The organism is Amycolatopsis pigmentata (assembly GCF_042684065.1).
GTDB lineage: Bacteria > Actinomycetota > Actinomycetes > Mycobacteriales > Pseudonocardiaceae > Amycolatopsis_E > Amycolatopsis_E pigmentata.
On record NZ_JBHUKR010000006.1, the window covers coordinates 577917 to 592960 of the forward strand.

At 70.9% G+C, this 15044-nt stretch carries 13 protein-coding genes and 1 pseudogene; 9 read left to right on the forward strand and 5 right to left on the reverse strand.

The features are described from left to right. Nucleotides 1–16: 16 nt before the first annotated feature. From ACFSXZ_RS10565 to ACFSXZ_RS10580, 4 genes are read left to right on the forward strand one after another with little or no spacing between them, the layout of a single operon-like run. On the forward strand, nt 17–850 hold the full coding sequence (locus ACFSXZ_RS10565; protein WP_378264778.1) for an enoyl-CoA hydratase: 834 nt from the start codon (nt 17–19) through the stop codon (nt 848–850). Beyond that, nucleotides 850–1986, forward strand: a complete 1137-nt coding sequence (locus ACFSXZ_RS10570; RefSeq protein ID WP_378263848.1) for an acyl-CoA dehydrogenase family protein — start codon at nt 850–852, stop codon at nt 1984–1986. Before ACFSXZ_RS10565 ends, ACFSXZ_RS10570 begins: the two co-directional genes overlap by 1 nt. After that, entirely contained in the window at nt 1983–2909 is a 927-nt protein-coding gene (locus ACFSXZ_RS10575; protein ID WP_378263850.1) for an acyl-CoA dehydrogenase family protein, read from the forward strand. Before ACFSXZ_RS10570 ends, ACFSXZ_RS10575 begins: the two co-directional genes overlap by 4 nt. After that, nucleotides 2909–4003 (forward strand): acyl-CoA dehydrogenase family protein, encoded by a 1095-nt coding sequence (locus ACFSXZ_RS10580; RefSeq protein ID WP_378263852.1) that lies wholly within the window; start codon nt 2909–2911, stop codon nt 4001–4003. Before ACFSXZ_RS10575 ends, ACFSXZ_RS10580 begins: the two co-directional genes overlap by 1 nt. 17 nt (nt 4004–4020) lie before the next feature. Here the strand turns inward: ACFSXZ_RS10580 and ACFSXZ_RS10585 are convergent, their stop codons facing one another. From ACFSXZ_RS10585 to ACFSXZ_RS10595, 3 genes are all read right to left on the reverse strand, one after another. Next, entirely contained in the window at nt 4021–5115 is a 1095-nt protein-coding gene (locus ACFSXZ_RS10585) for an alpha/beta hydrolase (protein ID WP_378263854.1), read from the reverse strand. A gap of 152 nt (nt 5116–5267) precedes the next feature. Then, complete coding sequence (locus ACFSXZ_RS10590; RefSeq protein WP_378263856.1) at nt 5268–5978, reverse strand: SIS domain-containing protein; 711 nt, start codon at nt 5976–5978, stop codon at nt 5268–5270. Nucleotides 5979–6040: 62 nt separating this feature from the next. Further along, the gene (locus ACFSXZ_RS10595) at nt 6041–7849 is read right to left on the reverse strand and encodes a heparinase II/III domain-containing protein (RefSeq protein WP_378263858.1); all 1809 of its coding nucleotides are present in this window, start codon (nt 7847–7849) and stop codon (nt 6041–6043) included. Between the two features lie 217 nt (nt 7850–8066). On the opposite strand from ACFSXZ_RS10595, the gene ACFSXZ_RS10600 reads away from it, so the two are divergent. Then, nucleotides 8067–8450: a VOC family protein gene (locus tag ACFSXZ_RS10600; RefSeq protein WP_378263860.1), complete on the forward strand. Its 384-nt coding sequence runs from the start codon at nt 8067–8069 to the stop codon at nt 8448–8450. A 43-nt stretch (nt 8451–8493) separates the two neighbouring features. On the opposite strand, the gene ACFSXZ_RS10605 is transcribed toward ACFSXZ_RS10600, so the two are convergent. After that, nucleotides 8494–8883 (reverse strand): MmcQ/YjbR family DNA-binding protein, encoded by a 390-nt coding sequence (locus ACFSXZ_RS10605; RefSeq protein WP_378263862.1) that lies wholly within the window; start codon nt 8881–8883, stop codon nt 8494–8496. A 158-nt stretch (nt 8884–9041) separates the two neighbouring features. On the opposite strand from ACFSXZ_RS10605, the gene ACFSXZ_RS10610 reads away from it, so the two are divergent. The 4 genes from ACFSXZ_RS10610 to ACFSXZ_RS10625 all read left to right on the forward strand — a co-directional run bounded on the left by ACFSXZ_RS10610 (nt 9042) and on the right by ACFSXZ_RS10625 (nt 14671). Further along, nucleotides 9042–10340, forward strand: a complete 1299-nt coding sequence (locus tag ACFSXZ_RS10610) for a hypothetical protein (RefSeq protein ID WP_378263864.1) — start codon at nt 9042–9044, stop codon at nt 10338–10340. Continuing rightward, nucleotides 10337–11311: a glutamate ABC transporter substrate-binding protein gene (locus ACFSXZ_RS10615; protein WP_378263866.1), complete on the forward strand. Its 975-nt coding sequence runs from the start codon at nt 10337–10339 to the stop codon at nt 11309–11311. The genes ACFSXZ_RS10610 and ACFSXZ_RS10615 overlap by 4 nt, the downstream gene beginning before the upstream one ends. A 37-nt stretch (nt 11312–11348) precedes the next feature. Then, entirely contained in the window at nt 11349–13556 is a 2208-nt protein-coding gene (locus ACFSXZ_RS10620; RefSeq protein WP_378263868.1) for a serine/threonine-protein kinase, read from the forward strand. Nucleotides 13557–13714: 158 nt separating this feature from the next. Beyond that, nucleotides 13715–14671, forward strand: a complete 957-nt coding sequence (locus ACFSXZ_RS10625; RefSeq protein WP_378263870.1) for a cyclase family protein — start codon at nt 13715–13717, stop codon at nt 14669–14671. A 39-nt stretch (nt 14672–14710) separates the two neighbouring features. On the opposite strand, the pseudogene ACFSXZ_RS10630 reads toward ACFSXZ_RS10625, so the two are convergent. Continuing rightward, a pseudogene (locus tag ACFSXZ_RS10630) lies at nt 14711–14980 on the reverse strand (helix-turn-helix domain-containing protein); the annotation flags it as partial. Nucleotides 14981–15044 lie beyond the last annotated feature (64 nt).

A 15044-nucleotide genomic window follows, 5' to 3' on the forward strand; every position in this document is an offset into this window, starting at 1 on the left:
AGGAGAAGGAGCAACTATGACCGTCCGCTACGAGCGTCGTGGCCCAGTGGCGGTGGTGACGATGAATCGCCCCGAATACCGCAACGCGCAGAATTCGGCCATGACCTACGCCCTGGACGACGCATTCGCGCGGGCGGTGGACGACGCCGAAGTGAAGGTGATCGTGCTGGCCGGTGCGGGAAAGCATTTCTCGGCCGGGCACGACATCGGATCGCCGGAACGGGATGCCGACACCTCCTTCGACTACAGGGCCGTGATGTGGTGGGACCACACCACGAAGGAAGGCGGAGACCGGCGGTTCGCCCGGGAGTCCGAAGTGTATCTGGGAATGTGCCGGCGCTGGCGGGAAATCCCGAAACCGATGATCGCCAGTGTCCAGGGCGCGTGCATCGCGGGCGGGCTGATGCTGGCCTGGGTGTGTGATCTGATCGTCGCCTCGGACGACGCCTTCTTCGCCGATCCCGTGGTGCGCATGGGAATTCCCGGGGTCGAGTACTTCGCGCACCCGTGGGTGCTCGGTCCGCGCGCGGCCAAGGAGGTGCTGTTCACCGGTGCGCGGTTCAGCGCCGCGCAAGCCAGGGAATGGGGAATGATCAACCGCGTGGTTCCGCGCGACGAGCTGGAAAACGAGACTCTCGCGTTGGCCGGAAAGATCGCGGAAATGCCGTCGTTCGGCCTCGCGCTGGCGAAGAAAGCGGTCAACCAGGCCGAGGACCTGATGGGCATGCGGTCCGGAATGGACTCCGTGTTCGGGTTGCACCACTTCGCGCACGCGCACAACGCGGAAACCTCGGACGACTCCCTGGGCGGTCATTCCGCCCGGTCGATGCGAGACGCGGGAGGGCGGTGATGGACCTCGATGTCGACGCCGCGACCGCGGCCTTCGTGACCGAGGTCCGGGAATGGCTCGCGGAAAACGTGCCGAGGCCGGCCCTGCCGTCGATGGACACCGCGGAAGGCTTCGCCGCGCACCGGGAATGGGAGGCGAAGCTGGCCGACGCGCGGTTGTCGGTGGTGTCGTGGCCCCGTGCCTACCACGGCCGGGAAGCGTCATTGCTGCAATGGGTGCTCTTCGAGGAGGAGTACTACGCCGCGGGCGCGCCGGGCAGAGTGGGCCAGAACGGGATCTTCATGCTCGCGCCGACCCTGTTCGAGCACGGCACGCGGGAACAACAGGACCGGATCCTGCCGCCGATGGCGCGCGGCGAAGAAGTGTGGGCGCAGGCGTGGTCGGAACCCGAGGCGGGCAGTGACATCGCCGCGCTGCGGAGCCGCGCGGAGCGGACCGACGGCGGCTGGTTGCTGTCGGGCCAGAAGACGTGGAGCTCGCGCGCCGCGTTCGCCGACAAGGCCTTCGGTTTGTTCCGCACCGATCCCGCCGAGCGGCGGCACCGTGGGCTGACCTATTTCATGGTCGACCTCCGGGCCGACGGAGTCGGTGTCCGGCCGATCCCGCAACTCGACGGTGAGCCGGGTTTCGCCGAGATCTTCTTCGACGAGGTGTTCGTACCCGACCGTGACGTGATCGGCGCGGTGGGGGAGGGCTGGCGGGTCGCGATGACCACGGCCAACAACGAGCGGGGCCTGTCGTTGCGCAGTCCCGGCCGGTTCCTCGCCGCGGCGGACCGCCTGGTGGACCTGTGGCGCGAGTGCGGCGAGCCGGAAGCGACCGCGGACCGCGTGGCCGACGCCTGGATCTCGGCGCGCGCCTACCAGCTCTACACGTTCGGCACGGTGACCAGGCTGGAATCCGGTGGCGGGCTGGGGCCCGAGTCCAGCGTGAACAAACTGTTCTGGTCGCGTCTGGACCTGGAGCTGCACGAGACCGCGCTCGATCTGCTCGGCCCGGAAGGAGAACTCACCGGGCCGTGGACCGACGGCTACCTGTTCTCCCTCGCCGGCCCGATCTACGGGGGCACCGACCAGATCCAGCGCAACACGATCGCCGAACGGCTGCTGAAGCTGCCGAGGGAGGCACGCCCGTGAAATTCACGTTGTCGGCCGAGCAGCGGGATTTCGCCGCCGCGCTGCACGATCTTCTGTCCGGATCGGACACTCCGGCAGCGGTGCGCGCCTGGTCCCGGGGAGACCACGAACCAGGCCTGAAGGTGTGGCGCAACCTGGCCGGGATGGGCGTGCTGGAGTTGCTCGGCGAGTCCGACATCGAAGCCGCCGACGTGGTGGTGGCGTTCGAAGCGTTCGGATACCACGCGGTGCCGGGCCCTCTGATCGAGTCCGTCGTCGTCGCGCCGCTCCTGCTGCCGGGGAACACCGAAATCGTGACCGTGCTGGCGCCGCCCGAGGTGCCGTTCGCGCTCGACGCCGACATCGCGCGGGTCGTGCTGCGCCTGGACGGCGGGAAAGCGGCACGGATGGCGGTCGAGGAGGCGACTCCGGTCTCGTCGATCGACCCGGCCCGGCGGCTGTTCCGGGTACGGGGAACGGCCGAAGAGTCCATTGTGGACGCCGACGTGGCCCGTGCCTTCGACTACGCGGTACTGGCCGTCGCGGCGCAGTTGCTCGGTGCCGGACAGTGGTTGCTGGACACCGCCGTCGCCTACGCCCAGCAGCGTCATCAGTACGGGCGGCCGATCGGGGGGTACCAGGCGATCAAGCATCTCCTCGCGGACGTGGTCACCCGGCTCGAACTGGCCCGTCCGCTGATCCACGGCGCGGCGGTGGCGATCGACGGCTCGGCCGCCTCGGTGACGCGGGACGTTTCCGCCGCGAAGGTCGCGGCCGGTGACGCCGCGTACCTCGCGGCCCGCACGGCCTTGCAGGTGCACGGCGCGATCGGCTTCACCGCCGAGCACGACCTCGGCCTGTGGCTGACGAAGGTCCGGGCGCTCGTCGGAGCCTGGGGCGGTGGCGCGTTCCACCGGCGGCGCGTGCTGGAGGGGCTGGGCTGATGGACGACGACGACGCGCGGGCGCTGCGGGAGGCCGTGCGGGGACTGCTGGAAAAGCGTTCCGACGTACGGGCCGCGATGGAGATGCCGCAGGGATACGACGAGGACCTCTGGGCGACGTTGTGCGGCCAGATAGGCGTGGCCGCGCTGGCGGTGCCGGAGGCCTATGGCGGAGTCGGCGCGGGTCTCGGCGAAGTCGCCGTCGTGCTGGAGGAGTTGGGGCGTGGCCTCACTCCCGCCCCGATGCTGGGCTCGGCGCTGTGCGCCTACGCGCTGCTCCTCTCCGGGGACGAGGAAGCATGCTCGCGGTGGCTCCCCGCGATCGCCGAGGGCACCGTCGCCGCGCTGGCGTGGGCGGGGGAGCAGGGCTGGTCCTCACTCGCGTGCACGGCATCGGAGTCCATTGTGGACGGTGAGTGCCGATACCGGTTGGACGGCACGGCGTGTTATGTGCTCGACGGGGACATCGCGCGGCTGCTGGTGGTACTGGCACGGGCCGGCGACGAAGTCGGCCTCTTCGAGGTCGACCGTGACCAGGTCGCCCCACGGCACACACCGGGCATGGACCCGACCCGCAGGTTCGCGGCGATCGAGTTCTCCGGCTCGCCCGCCCGCCGCCTCGGCACGGCCTGCTACCCGATCGATCGGTTGCGTGCCCTCGCGCTGACGATGCTGTCGGCCGAACAGGTGGGATTGGCGCGGCGCGCCCTCGAACTGACCGTGGACTACACCCGGCAGCGGCATCAGTTCGGCCGGCCGATCGGGTCGTTCCAGGCGCTCAAGCACCGGATGGCCGACGCGCACGTCCGGGTCGAAGCGGCGCGGTCGGCGTCCTGGGCCGCGCTGGCCGCCGGGTCCGGCACCACGGACACCGTGGCCCCGGTCGACCATGCGGCGGCCGCCGTGGCCAAGGTGGTGTGCTCGGAGGCGGTCGAACTGGTCACCGCGGAGATGATCCAGCTCCACGGCGGTATCGCGATCACCTGGGAGCACGACGCGCACCTGTACTTCAAGCGGGCGTACGGCTCCGCGCGGCTCTTCGGCTCGGTCACCGAGGCGATCGGGTCCGTCGAATGGCTGCGCCCGCCCCACTGAGCACCGATGCTTGACGGTCAGGTCGCGAGGTCGGCCTGCGAGTCGGGGGGAGCGGGCTTCGCGATGCGGCGCAAGGCGCCGGCGATCCCGTGTGCTGCCCGCCGTGAGTGCGCGTCGCTGGTGAGGAAGGTGGCGAACCCGTGCACGAGCCCGCCGTAGTGCAGCCGGGTGACCGGCACGCCGTCGCGGCGCAGACGGTTCGCGTAGTCCTCTCCCTCGTCACGGAAAGGGTCGAAACCGGCCGTGACCACACACGTCGGCGGCAGGCCGGTGAAGTCTTCGGCGCGCAACGGCGACATCCGGGGATGGGTCAGCAGCGCGCGATCGGGCGCGTAGTGCGACTGGTACCAGGCGATCATTTCGGCGTCGAGAAAGAAACCCTGCCGGAACAACTCGCGGGACGGGTGGCCGCCGACACCGTCGGTCACCGGGTACATCATCAGGTTGAAGTCCGGAGCCACGGTCTGCTCCTGGATGCACACGTGCGCCGTGACCGCGGCGATGGCCCCGCCGGCGCTGTCGCCACCGACCCCGATCGCGCCGGCCGAAACACCGAAGCGTTCACTGTGCGTGGCCACGTGCCGGAACGCCGCGATGGCGTCGTCGACGGCCGCCGGGTAGGGGTTCTCGGGCGCCAGCCGGTACTCGACGGAGATGATCCGGACGCCACTGTGCCTGCTCAGGAACCGGCACACCCCGTCGTGGCTGTCGATGCTGCCGAGCACGAAGCCGCCGCCGTGGAAGTACACCATCGTCGGTGTCGCGCCGGTGGCGCCGGGCGGCAGGTAGATCCTCGCGCGCAGCAGCCCCTCGGCGCCGCCGACCATGGTGTCGGAGACCCTGACGCCGGGCCCGGAACCAGCGAGCATCGTCGAGGAGACCAGATCGAACTCCCGGCGCGCGCGGGGGAGGTCGGACACCAGCGGCGGTTCGTCTCGCTGGAACAGCCGTTCGACCTTGATGAGCAGCTGCGCGGTCGGGCTCAGTTCGTCGCCGTCGACCCGGACCGGGCCGCCCACGATCCGGCGCAGCAGCGGATCGGGCAGGGCAAGGCCTTTCCGGAGTCCCCGGGCCGCGGTGCGCAGCACGGTTCTTCGGACGGTTTCCCTCATCGGCACCCCCGGGAGGACAAGCAGAGTCGTCCGCCATCGTTTCGAACGAATCTCTCCGTCCGCAAGCGAAATCGGCCGGATGCCGGTACAACGCGGCGCCGTCCGGAGGAACTTTCACCGCGGATCCACTCTTCGGGCGGAGCTACGCTCGCTCAGGCTCCGAGTTCGGGGATGCGCTCGCCGTAACGCGCCATCAGCGCCGCGTTGCGTTCGTCACCGCCGGGCACGTTGGCGCTGGTCCAGACGGGCAGCGTGACGTCGCGTGCGGTGGCGAGCCGGTCGAGCTCGGTGAGCAGGGCCGACCACAGGTACGCGCCGAGGATCGTGGACACCGCCGCCGTGCGGGGCTCCTCCTCCGGCTCGACCACGTCACCGGGCGGCACGCCGGTGTCGAGCACCACGGTCGCGTGGTCGGCCAGCCGGGTGCCGGACCGGTCGGTCGCGGCGGCGGAGGCGGGCAGGGAGGTCACCGCCAGCACGGGCACGTTCCGGGCCAGCGATTCCTGGGCGATCTCGACCGGGTAGGGGTTCCGGCCGCTGGTGGAGAAGACCACCATCACATCGGGTGGCGCGGGATTCGCCCGCGCGACCGCCGCCCGGCCCCGTCCGGGCTCGCGCTCGATCGCCGAACTGCGCCGCGCGCCGGCCAGCGGCAGCAACTCCGGCTCCCACAGCGGCCGGACCGGGGCCAGGCCGCCCGCGCGGTAGAAGGTCTCGCACACCATCGCCAGGGAATGCCCGGCACCCGCGGCGTGCACGATCCCGCCGGCCTCGATCGAATCCAGCACCAGCGACGCCGCCCGGCCGATGTCCGCCTCCCGGGCATCGAGCTCGTCCAGCAGTTCCCGCACCTGTCGCCGCATCCGGGGCTTCTCCTCTCGCCGCCGCAACGCTAGGCGGCGTCCGGGCATCTTGTCCAGACCAATCACCGGTACGAGCCGGCCGCGCGTTCGAACCGCACCGAGAACGCGCCGGTGTCGGGCACCCGCAGGGTCAGCCGGGTCAGCGACTCGCCCCAGGTACGGCGCAGCAACGGGTCGTCGACCATCCGGTGGTCGAGTTCGGCCGTCGCGCCCCGCCAGGAGATCCGGAGCGTGCCCTCGGAGTGTACGAGTGCCCAGTTCTCGCCCAGTTCGACCCGTCCGGCCAGCATGTGCCGCAGCGACACGGGGATGCCGCGCAGCGGTGCCCAGTTCTCCTCGACCACGATGTGCGCCGGATCGCGTACCAGCCGTGCCGACCGCCGCCACCGGGTGAGCCGTCCCGCGGGATAGGCGCCGGCCAGGTCGGCGCGCAGTTCCACCTGGTCCACGCCGGTCTCGGCATGGACGTCGCGGGCGTAATGATGGCCGCCCGTCTGCTGTTCCACTCCCGGCTCGGGCACGTTGTGCCATTCGGCGCGCAGCGGCCACTCCTGATGCCGGTCCGGGCCGGGACCTGGAGCGGCGTAGGCGGGCTGGCCCACGTCGACCACGACCGGGACACCGTCCAGCGCGACCCAGTACGAGCCGATGTCGAGATGGTTGTGCCGTTCGCCGTTGTGCCCCGCCTTCATCGCCAGTGTCAGGCCTTCCGGCGTCCCGGCCATCTCCCGGGCGACCAGGATCTGCACGCGCGGCAACCACACTTCACGAGGCAGCCAGCCGTCCCGGGTGGCGGGCGCGGCGTCACGCCACCCCTCGTCGGACAGCCCGGCCAGGGCGCGGCCCAGTCCGGCCTCCGGGCGGATGATCAGCGACCGTTCGCGGCCCCGGCACAGCGCGTGCGCGCGTACGTCCTCGTCTCCGAGCCGTTCACCCCATCGATGCAGCACGTGCCACGGCTCGCCGGGCGGCAGTCGCGGCGGTGCGTCCCCGGCGTTGACGTACCAGTCACCGCCGAGGTGCATGCGGTGCGGGAACCGGATCAGTTCGGCGAGCAGAGGCAGGTGCTCGTCGTGGCGCATGCCCGCTTCGGCGAGCAGGTCGAGCGCCTCCAGCAGCCGGCAGGGACCGTGCCACCAGTAGGCGACACCTTCTTCGACGCCACCGTCGTCCGGCAGGGTCGCGGTGAAGTGGTCCAGACCTTGCACGACGAGGGTCACCAGTCGCTCCCGCCGTCGCTGGTCCTCGACCAGCAGCAGGGCCGCGGCCAGGACCGCGCCGTGGATCCACGGGTTCCAGCGCGCGTCGCCGTCGAGACCCCACCGCTGGTCGCGGGTGTGCTCGAACGGGGTCAGCACCCGCAGGTTCACCTCGCGTCTCAACCGCCGCCGCAGGCCCGGGGCGCGGATGTCCAGGTGCGGACCCAGCACGTGGTCGGCCCAGGCGAACAGGGAGGTGATCTCGGCCGCGCCCAGGTCGACGAACGGCTCGTCGGGATCGGGCAGGACCTCGCCGCGGGGCGCGCGCCGGCGGGTGTGCGGGGGCAGGCCCCAGCTCGTTGCTTCGGAGAGGGCGGCCAGGCCGTCGACGGCGGCGTCGAGATAGGGCGAAGCGCCCGGCGGTGCGGTGGCGGGCGCGATGTCGTCGGTGAGCACGGCGGCGAGGACGAACAACGTCACGCGTTCGCGCAGCCGTACGGAGGCTTCCTCGTCGGCGGTGGGGCGGTTTTTCCGGAACGCCCGCGTCCAGGTTCTGACGGGCGGGGCGGGGGCTTCACGTGTGAGTTCGGCGTCGGCCCGCGCCACGAGCGCACCGCGGGTGGCGGGATCGACCGCGTCCCAGACCGCCCGTTCGGTGACGTCGGGAACCACGTATTCCCTCCTGAGGGTGGTGATCCATTCCGGTCCGACGTGCGAGTACGCACTATGTCACAACGAGTCCGAGGATCCCCCTCGCGCCGTTCACGGTCGGTGAAAGCGCTTCCACAACGATATCGCGGCGAAATCGGTCATCTCAGCTGGTGAAACGCCGTCCGGCGGGACGCGCCGGACTTGAGCTTGAGTTAGGTCGAGGTTCTACCGTGGAGGCATGGCTGTTCAACTCAATCACACCATCGTCGCGGCGCACGACAAGAAGGCCGCGGCCGCGTTCCTGACCGAAATCCTGGGACTGCCGGACGCGACGCCGTTCGGTCCGTTCATGGTGGTCCAGGTGGACAACGACCTGACCCTCGACTTCGCCGACCACGAGGGGGAAATCGCTCCCCAGCACTACGCGTTCCTGGTGGGCGAAACCGAGTTCGACGAGATCTTCGGACGGATCAAGGACCGGGGCCTGCGGTACTGGGCCGATCCTCGCCATGACCACCCCGGCGAGATCAACACCCGGGACGGCGGTCGCGGGTTGTACTTCGATGACCCGGACGGGCACAACCTGGAGATCCTGACCCGGTGGTACGGCAGCGGCTCCTGACCGGGGCCGCCCGAAACCAGGCCCGGCCTCGATCCGCCGGAAGTCACGAATTTTCGGCGAGGTAGGCGGTGGCCAGTCGTTTCGGCGCCCGGCAGAGCCAGGCATCGACGACGACTTCGCGCAGTTCGCCGGTGCCGATGGCATCGAGCCTGACCAGAACCGCCGGATACCCCTGGAAATGGGGCGTGGTGAAGTAGACGCCGGGATCGTCGGCGAGCAGGGCTTCCTTGACGCCGAGATCGGCGACCCGGACGCCGAGGACGGGTCCGTCGGGTGCCGCCTCGCCGAGCGCTTCGTAGTCGGCGCGCCGCAATGGCCGCTCCCAGACGAACCCCTTGTCCTTCACCCGCCAGCTGGGCAGGCCCCACGACAGCTTTTCGCTGGTCTCCGGCAGTGACAGGGCGATCCGGCGGACGTCTTCCCAAGTCGCCATAGCCGTACCTTAAGCGAAGTAGCCGCCTCCTTGGGCCGGGCGGCACCACCGGCCGTCGCGTGCTGGTCACGCGGAGGTGGCGGTGTGGTGGCGAAAAGGGCTCAAACATTAACACCGGGCCCCCGGGCGGTGATGCTCAGCCGGGGGGAGGTGATCTCATGACCGCCGTCCTGGCGGGCAGACGACTGCAGGGACTCACCGCCCTGGCCCGGACGACGCCCGGGATCCTCGGCACCTTCACGCTCGCGCTCATCCTCGTGTCCTTACTCGCGGGAGCCCTCAGCGTGCTCGGCGTCACCGCGCGGGCGCGCGCCGTGGACGATCTCGCGGTCCGCAGCGGACCGCTCAGCGTCGCCGCCGAGGAGATCTATCGCTCGCTTTCCGATGCCGACGCGACCGCGAACAGCGCGTTCCTTTCCGGTGGTCTCGAACCGGTGGAAACCCGGCAGCGCTACGAAAGCGGGGTCGCGCAAGCGGCGTCCGCGCTCGCGTTCGCCATCGCGGCGCGGGAACCGGCCGACATCACGGCCCCGGGCAGCCCGCTGGCCACGATCGCCCAGCAGTTGCCCGTCTACACCGGCCTGGTGGAGACGGCACGGGCGAACAACCGGATGGGCCTCCCGCTCGGCGCGGCCTACCAGCGCGAGGCCTCGACGCTCATGCGCACCCGGTTGCTGCCCGCCGCCCAGGACCTCTACCGGACCGAGGCAGCCCAGGTCAGCGCGGACCAGGAGCGGGCAAGGCAATTCCCCCTCGCCGAGCTGCTGCTCGGGGTGTTCGTGCTCGGCGTGCTCGGTTTCGTCCAGCGCTCGGTGAGCCTGCGGACCAACCGCGTGTTCAACACCGGCCTGCTCACCGCGACCGCCGCCGCCGCGCTTTCGCTGGTGTGGATGGTCGTCGCGGGCGTGGCGGCGGGCAGCGCCGTCGACGCGAGCCGGACCGCCGGTTCGGCGCAGGTCGACGTGCTCGCCAGAGCGAGGATCGCGACGCTGTCCGCGCGGGCCGACGAGACGCTGACCTTGGTCGCCCGCGGCACCGGCCAGTCGGCGGAGGCCGGCTATACCGAGTCGGACCGGCAACTGGGCGCCTTGCTCGACACCGCCGCTTCGCTGGCCACCGACGACGTGGTGCGCGAAGAGATCGCGGCCGCGCGAGCCGACCACGCTACGTGGGTGGCCGCGCACGGCGCGCTACGCGCGGCCGACGATTCGGGCGACTACGGAACCGCGGTGGCCGACGCGATCGGTGACGACCCGCGAACGGCCGGGTCGGCCTTCGACCGGCTCGACGCGAACCTGCGCGACGCGATCGAGCGCACCCGGGGAGCCTTCGCGGAAGAGGTGACCGGTGCGCGTGGCGCGCTCAGCGGGGCGGTCGTCGTGGTCTCCGCGATGGCCGCGGTGACCGCCGTGGCGTCCACGACCGGGATCTGGCGCCGGCTCAGGGACTACCGGTGAGGGCCCGGGCGGTGGTCGTGATCGCCGCCGTGTTCGCGCTGGGCGGCTGCGGAACCGTCGCGGGCACCACGGTTCCGGTGGTGGCCGCGCAGGTGCCCACTCCCGGCGGGGTCACCGAGGCCGCGGCTCCGGCCGGTGTGAACACCGGCGAGGACTGCGGTGATCCGCTCGCCAGCCTGGCGCCGTCCGGCCCGCTGCCCGAACCCGGCCGGATGCCGCCGGGGTCCACAATGGACCGGATCGTCGCGCGCGGCAAACTCGTCGTCGGAGTCGACCAGAACACCTACAACTTCGGTTTCCGTGACCCCTTCACCGGTCAGATCCAGGGCTTCGACATCGACATGGCCCGCGCCGTCGCCCGGGCGCTGTTCGGGGATCCGTCCCGGATCCAGCTTCGTGCGCTCACCTCCGAGCAGCGGATTCCGGCCGTGCGCGACGGCGCCGTGGACATCGTGGTCCGGACCATGAGCATCACCTGCGAGCGCAGGCGTGAGGTGAGTTTCTCGGCCGTCTATTACGACGCCAGCCAACGACTTCTGGTGAAACGGGATTCGGGCATCACCGGCGCCGCCGACCTGGCGGGCAGGCGGGTCTGTGCCACGAAGGGATCGACCTCCCTGAGCCACCTCGCGTCGCTGCCCGCCCGGCCGGTACCGGTCTCGGTCGCGGACTGGACGGACTGCCTGGTGATGATGCAGCAGCGTCAGGTCGACGCGGTGTCCACCGACGACGTGATCCTGGCCGGGCTCGCCGCGCAGGACCGCTACACCGAGGTGGTCGGCGAACCCCTGGCCGACGAGCCGTACGGGATGGCGATTCCCCAGCAGGACACCGACTTCGTCCGGTTCGTCAACGGCGTGCTGGAGCGGATCAAGGCCGACGGGACCTGGACCGGGGCCTACCGGCACTGGCTGGGGAGCCTTCTGCCCGGCCCGGTCCCGGACCCGCCCGAGCCGCGGTATGCGGGGTGAGCGGCATGGCCGGGACCAGGCGGAGGAGGGCCGTGCCATGAGAGCCTGCCCCCGCGCCGACTGCGACGGCGTGATCATCGACGGAGCGTGCGACACCTGTGGGGTGATTCCGCCCCGGGCGTTCGACGAGGAGGAGTCGGGGCGGGCAACCGCGGCCGCCACTTCGTGGACCGCGCAGTCCGCCGGTTCGGCCCCGTCCCGGCCGTCCCGGGGTTCCGGCCGTTCGAGTGGGCGTGGCCTGCTCGGCCGGGGCGTCGTCGAGGTGCCGGTAGTACCCCGGCGTGATCCGCGCGAAGCGGTGCTCACCGACCCGGAAGTGCCGGAGCACAAACGGTTCTGCAGCCGGTGTGGAGCCAAGGTGGGGCGTGGCCGCGACGGTCGCGTGGAGGGGTACTGCCCGCGTTGCGGGCACTTGTACTCCTTCACTCCCAAACTTGCGCGCGGGGAGCTGGTCGGCGGTCAGTACGAGGTGCTGGGCTGTCTGGCGCACGGCGGTCTCGGCTGGATCTACCTCGCACTCGATCACGCCGTGGCCGACCGCTGGGTGGTGCTGAAGGGCCTGCTCGATTCCGGCGACTCCGCCGCGATGGCCGCGGTCGTCGCCGAACGACGGTTCCTGGCGCAGGTCGAACACCCGTCGATCGTGCGGATCTTCAACTTCGTCGAGCACCACGGCACCGGCTACATCGTGATGGAGTACGTCGGCGGGACCTCCATCAGGGACATGATCCGGCAGCGCCGCGAGCGGGACGAGGGGGCCCGCCTTCCGCTGCCCCAGGCGATCGCCTACATCCTGGAAATCCTTCCGGCGCTGGGTTATCTGCACGCCGGCGGGCTGGTCTACTGCGATTTCAAGCCGGACAACGTGATCCAGGTCGAGGAGCAGCTCAAGCTCATCGACCTCGGCGCGGTACGGCACGTCGACGACCGGCACAGCCCGGTCTACGGCACGCCGGGTTATCAGGCGCCCGAGATCGTCCGGCGGCCGCCGTCCCCCGCTTCGGACCTGTACTCGGTCGGCCGGGCGCTGGCGGTGATGACCATCCCGGGCGACTTCCACGCCGCTCACCACGACACCCTGCCCGGGCCGTCCACCGCGCCGCTGCTCGCCGAATTCGGTTCCTACCACCGGTTTCTGTGCCGGGCCACGCACCCCGACCCCGGCCGCCGGTTCGCGTCGGCGGAGGAGATGCGGGAACAGCTCGAAGGCGTGTTGCGCGAGGTGGCGGCGGCAGGGGACGGGCAGCCGCGGCCGGGACCCTCGGTCGAGTTCACCCCGGAACGGCGCGGTTTCGGCGTGCCGGGCACACCGGAACCCGCCGAGGTCGCCGCCGCGCTGCCTGTGTCCAAAATGGACGTGGTGGACCCGGGCGCGGTGTTCCTCGCCGGGCTCACCGAGACCGATCCCGCCCAGCTGGCTGGGGAGTTGGCCGAAGCGCCGGTGCACAGCGTCGAGGTTCAGCTCCGCCTGGCCAGGACCCGGATCGAGCTCGGTGATATCGCGGGTGCCAGGAAGGCGCTCAACGCCGTCAGGATGGAGCCGGGTGACTGGCGGGTCGAATGGCACCGCGGCCTGGCCGCGCTGGCCGAGGGCGCGCCGCACCGGGCCCGGCAGTCGTTCGAGGCGGTCTACGATCTGGTGCCCGGCGAAGCCGCGCCGAAGCTGGCGATCGCGGCGTGCGCCGAGCTCGCGGGTGACCACGGCGACGCCGCCCGTCATTACCGGCTGGTGTGGCGAACCGACCACGGCTTCATCAGCGCCGCGTTCGGGCTCGCGCGGGCGCTGCTGGCCGAAGGCCGGCGTCACGAAGCGGTGGAGGTGCTGGAATCGGTGCCGGACACCTCGGGCCGTTACCTCGCGGCGCAGCTCGCGGCGATCCGGGCGCGGATCGGCAGCGGCCCGATAGGACTGTCCAACCCGTCCGAAATGTCCGAACTTTCGGTGTCCGAAGAGGACATTGTCAGGGCCGGGGACGCGCTGGCGCGCCTCGAAATCGACGAGGCCCGCCGCGCCGAGGCCGCCTGCGAACTGCTGGAAGCCGCGCTGACCTGGGTCCGCGAACGGGCGAACGGCGCGCCGCCCGCCACCTCCGGGACGGTACTCGGACGACCTCTCCGGGAATACGATCTGCGTCTGGGACTACAGGACTGCTATCTGGCTCTCGCGCGGCACGCCGGTTCCCGCCTCGCGCGCATCGCGCTGGTCGACCGCGCCAACCGCATCCGTCCGAGGACGTGGTTCTGACGCGTGTCTCGTGGCCGGCGACTAGTCTTAGGCGGTCTTCCTGACCAGCTTCCTTGGGTGATCGGTGCGCCTGCGTGTCGTTGGTCGAATAGAGGAGGTGTCATGCCAGGTCAGCGGGCTCGGTGTCGCGGGCCGCGTGATGAGGAGTCGATGCTGGGATGACGGCAGGGCGACCGATGCCGGCGCAGGACGAGGTGCTCGGGTACTTCGACACGTTGTCGAACTGGGGACGGTGGGGCGCAGATGACGAGCTGGGCACGCTGAACCACATCACCGACGACGTCCGGCTGGCGGCGGCGCGGGCCGTGCGCCACGGCAGGAGCGTGTCGTGCGCATGGGAGGTCGCCGTACCGGACGACATGGAGCGGTCGACGACGGCGTGCCCGTGCGCCGCCGACATGCCGGGTGCCGAGAACATGCCGTTGCCCGGCTTCCGCAACGACCGGCGCTGGGGTTTCTCGTCCGAGCGGCTCGGCATCACCTTCCACGGCAACACTCTCACCCACGTCGACTCGCCGTGCCACATCTTCTGGGACGGCACGATGTACAACGGGCGGTCGCACTCGTTGGTCGGCGCCGCGACGGGATCGGCGTGGGCGGCCGTCACGGCGGCGGCGAACGGGATCATCACGCGTGGTGTCCTGCTGGACATCGCCGGCGTCCGCGATGTCCCGTGGTTGGAACCGGGGCAGGGTGTGTTTCCCGAAGACCTCGAGGAGGCCGAGCGCCGCCAGGGGGTGCGGGTGCGGTCCGGCGACGCGGTACTCCTGCGGACCGGCTACGGCCGTACCCGGCACGAGGCCGGTGACACCGGCGGTTTCACGCAGGCCGGCTGGCACGCGTCCTGCCTGCCGTGGCTGCATGAACGGGAGGTCGCGCTGATCGGCGCTGACACCCCCCAGGATGTTCAGCCGTCGGGGTACGAAGACGTGCTGATGCCGGTTCACGCCGTCGGCCTCGTTGCGATGGGGCTGTGGCTGCTCGACAACTGCGACCTGGAGGCGTGCGCGACGACGGCCGCCGAACTCGGCCAGTGGGACTTCCACCTCGCGGTCGCGCCGGTCCGCTTCGCCGGTACGTCCGGCAGCCCGGTCAACCCGATCGCCACATTCTGACCGCTCGTGCCCGGCAAGACCCCGGCCCTTCGCCTGGCCCCTCAGGGCGGACCATTTGCCGCTGGCGGCATAGCTGCTCGATCCTGGTGACAACCCCGGTTGGGATGGTGGTCGGCTGGCGGTGCGGAACGCTGGGCCGGTCGAGCAGCCCTGCCTCGCCGTGGCGGCGCCGGCGGTGACCCACTTGCTTGCGCATTGGCGGGAAATGCCCATCTCGGCGGCGACGTGGGCGATCGGACGGGTCTGGCAACGCGCGACGAGTCGGCGGCGGCCCTCGACGGACAGCGTGGCATTACGACGGTGGTGCATGGACGGGTCTTTTCCTCTGGCGGATGTGTTGGTCGCGTTTCCCATCTGCCGCCGAAAGACCCGT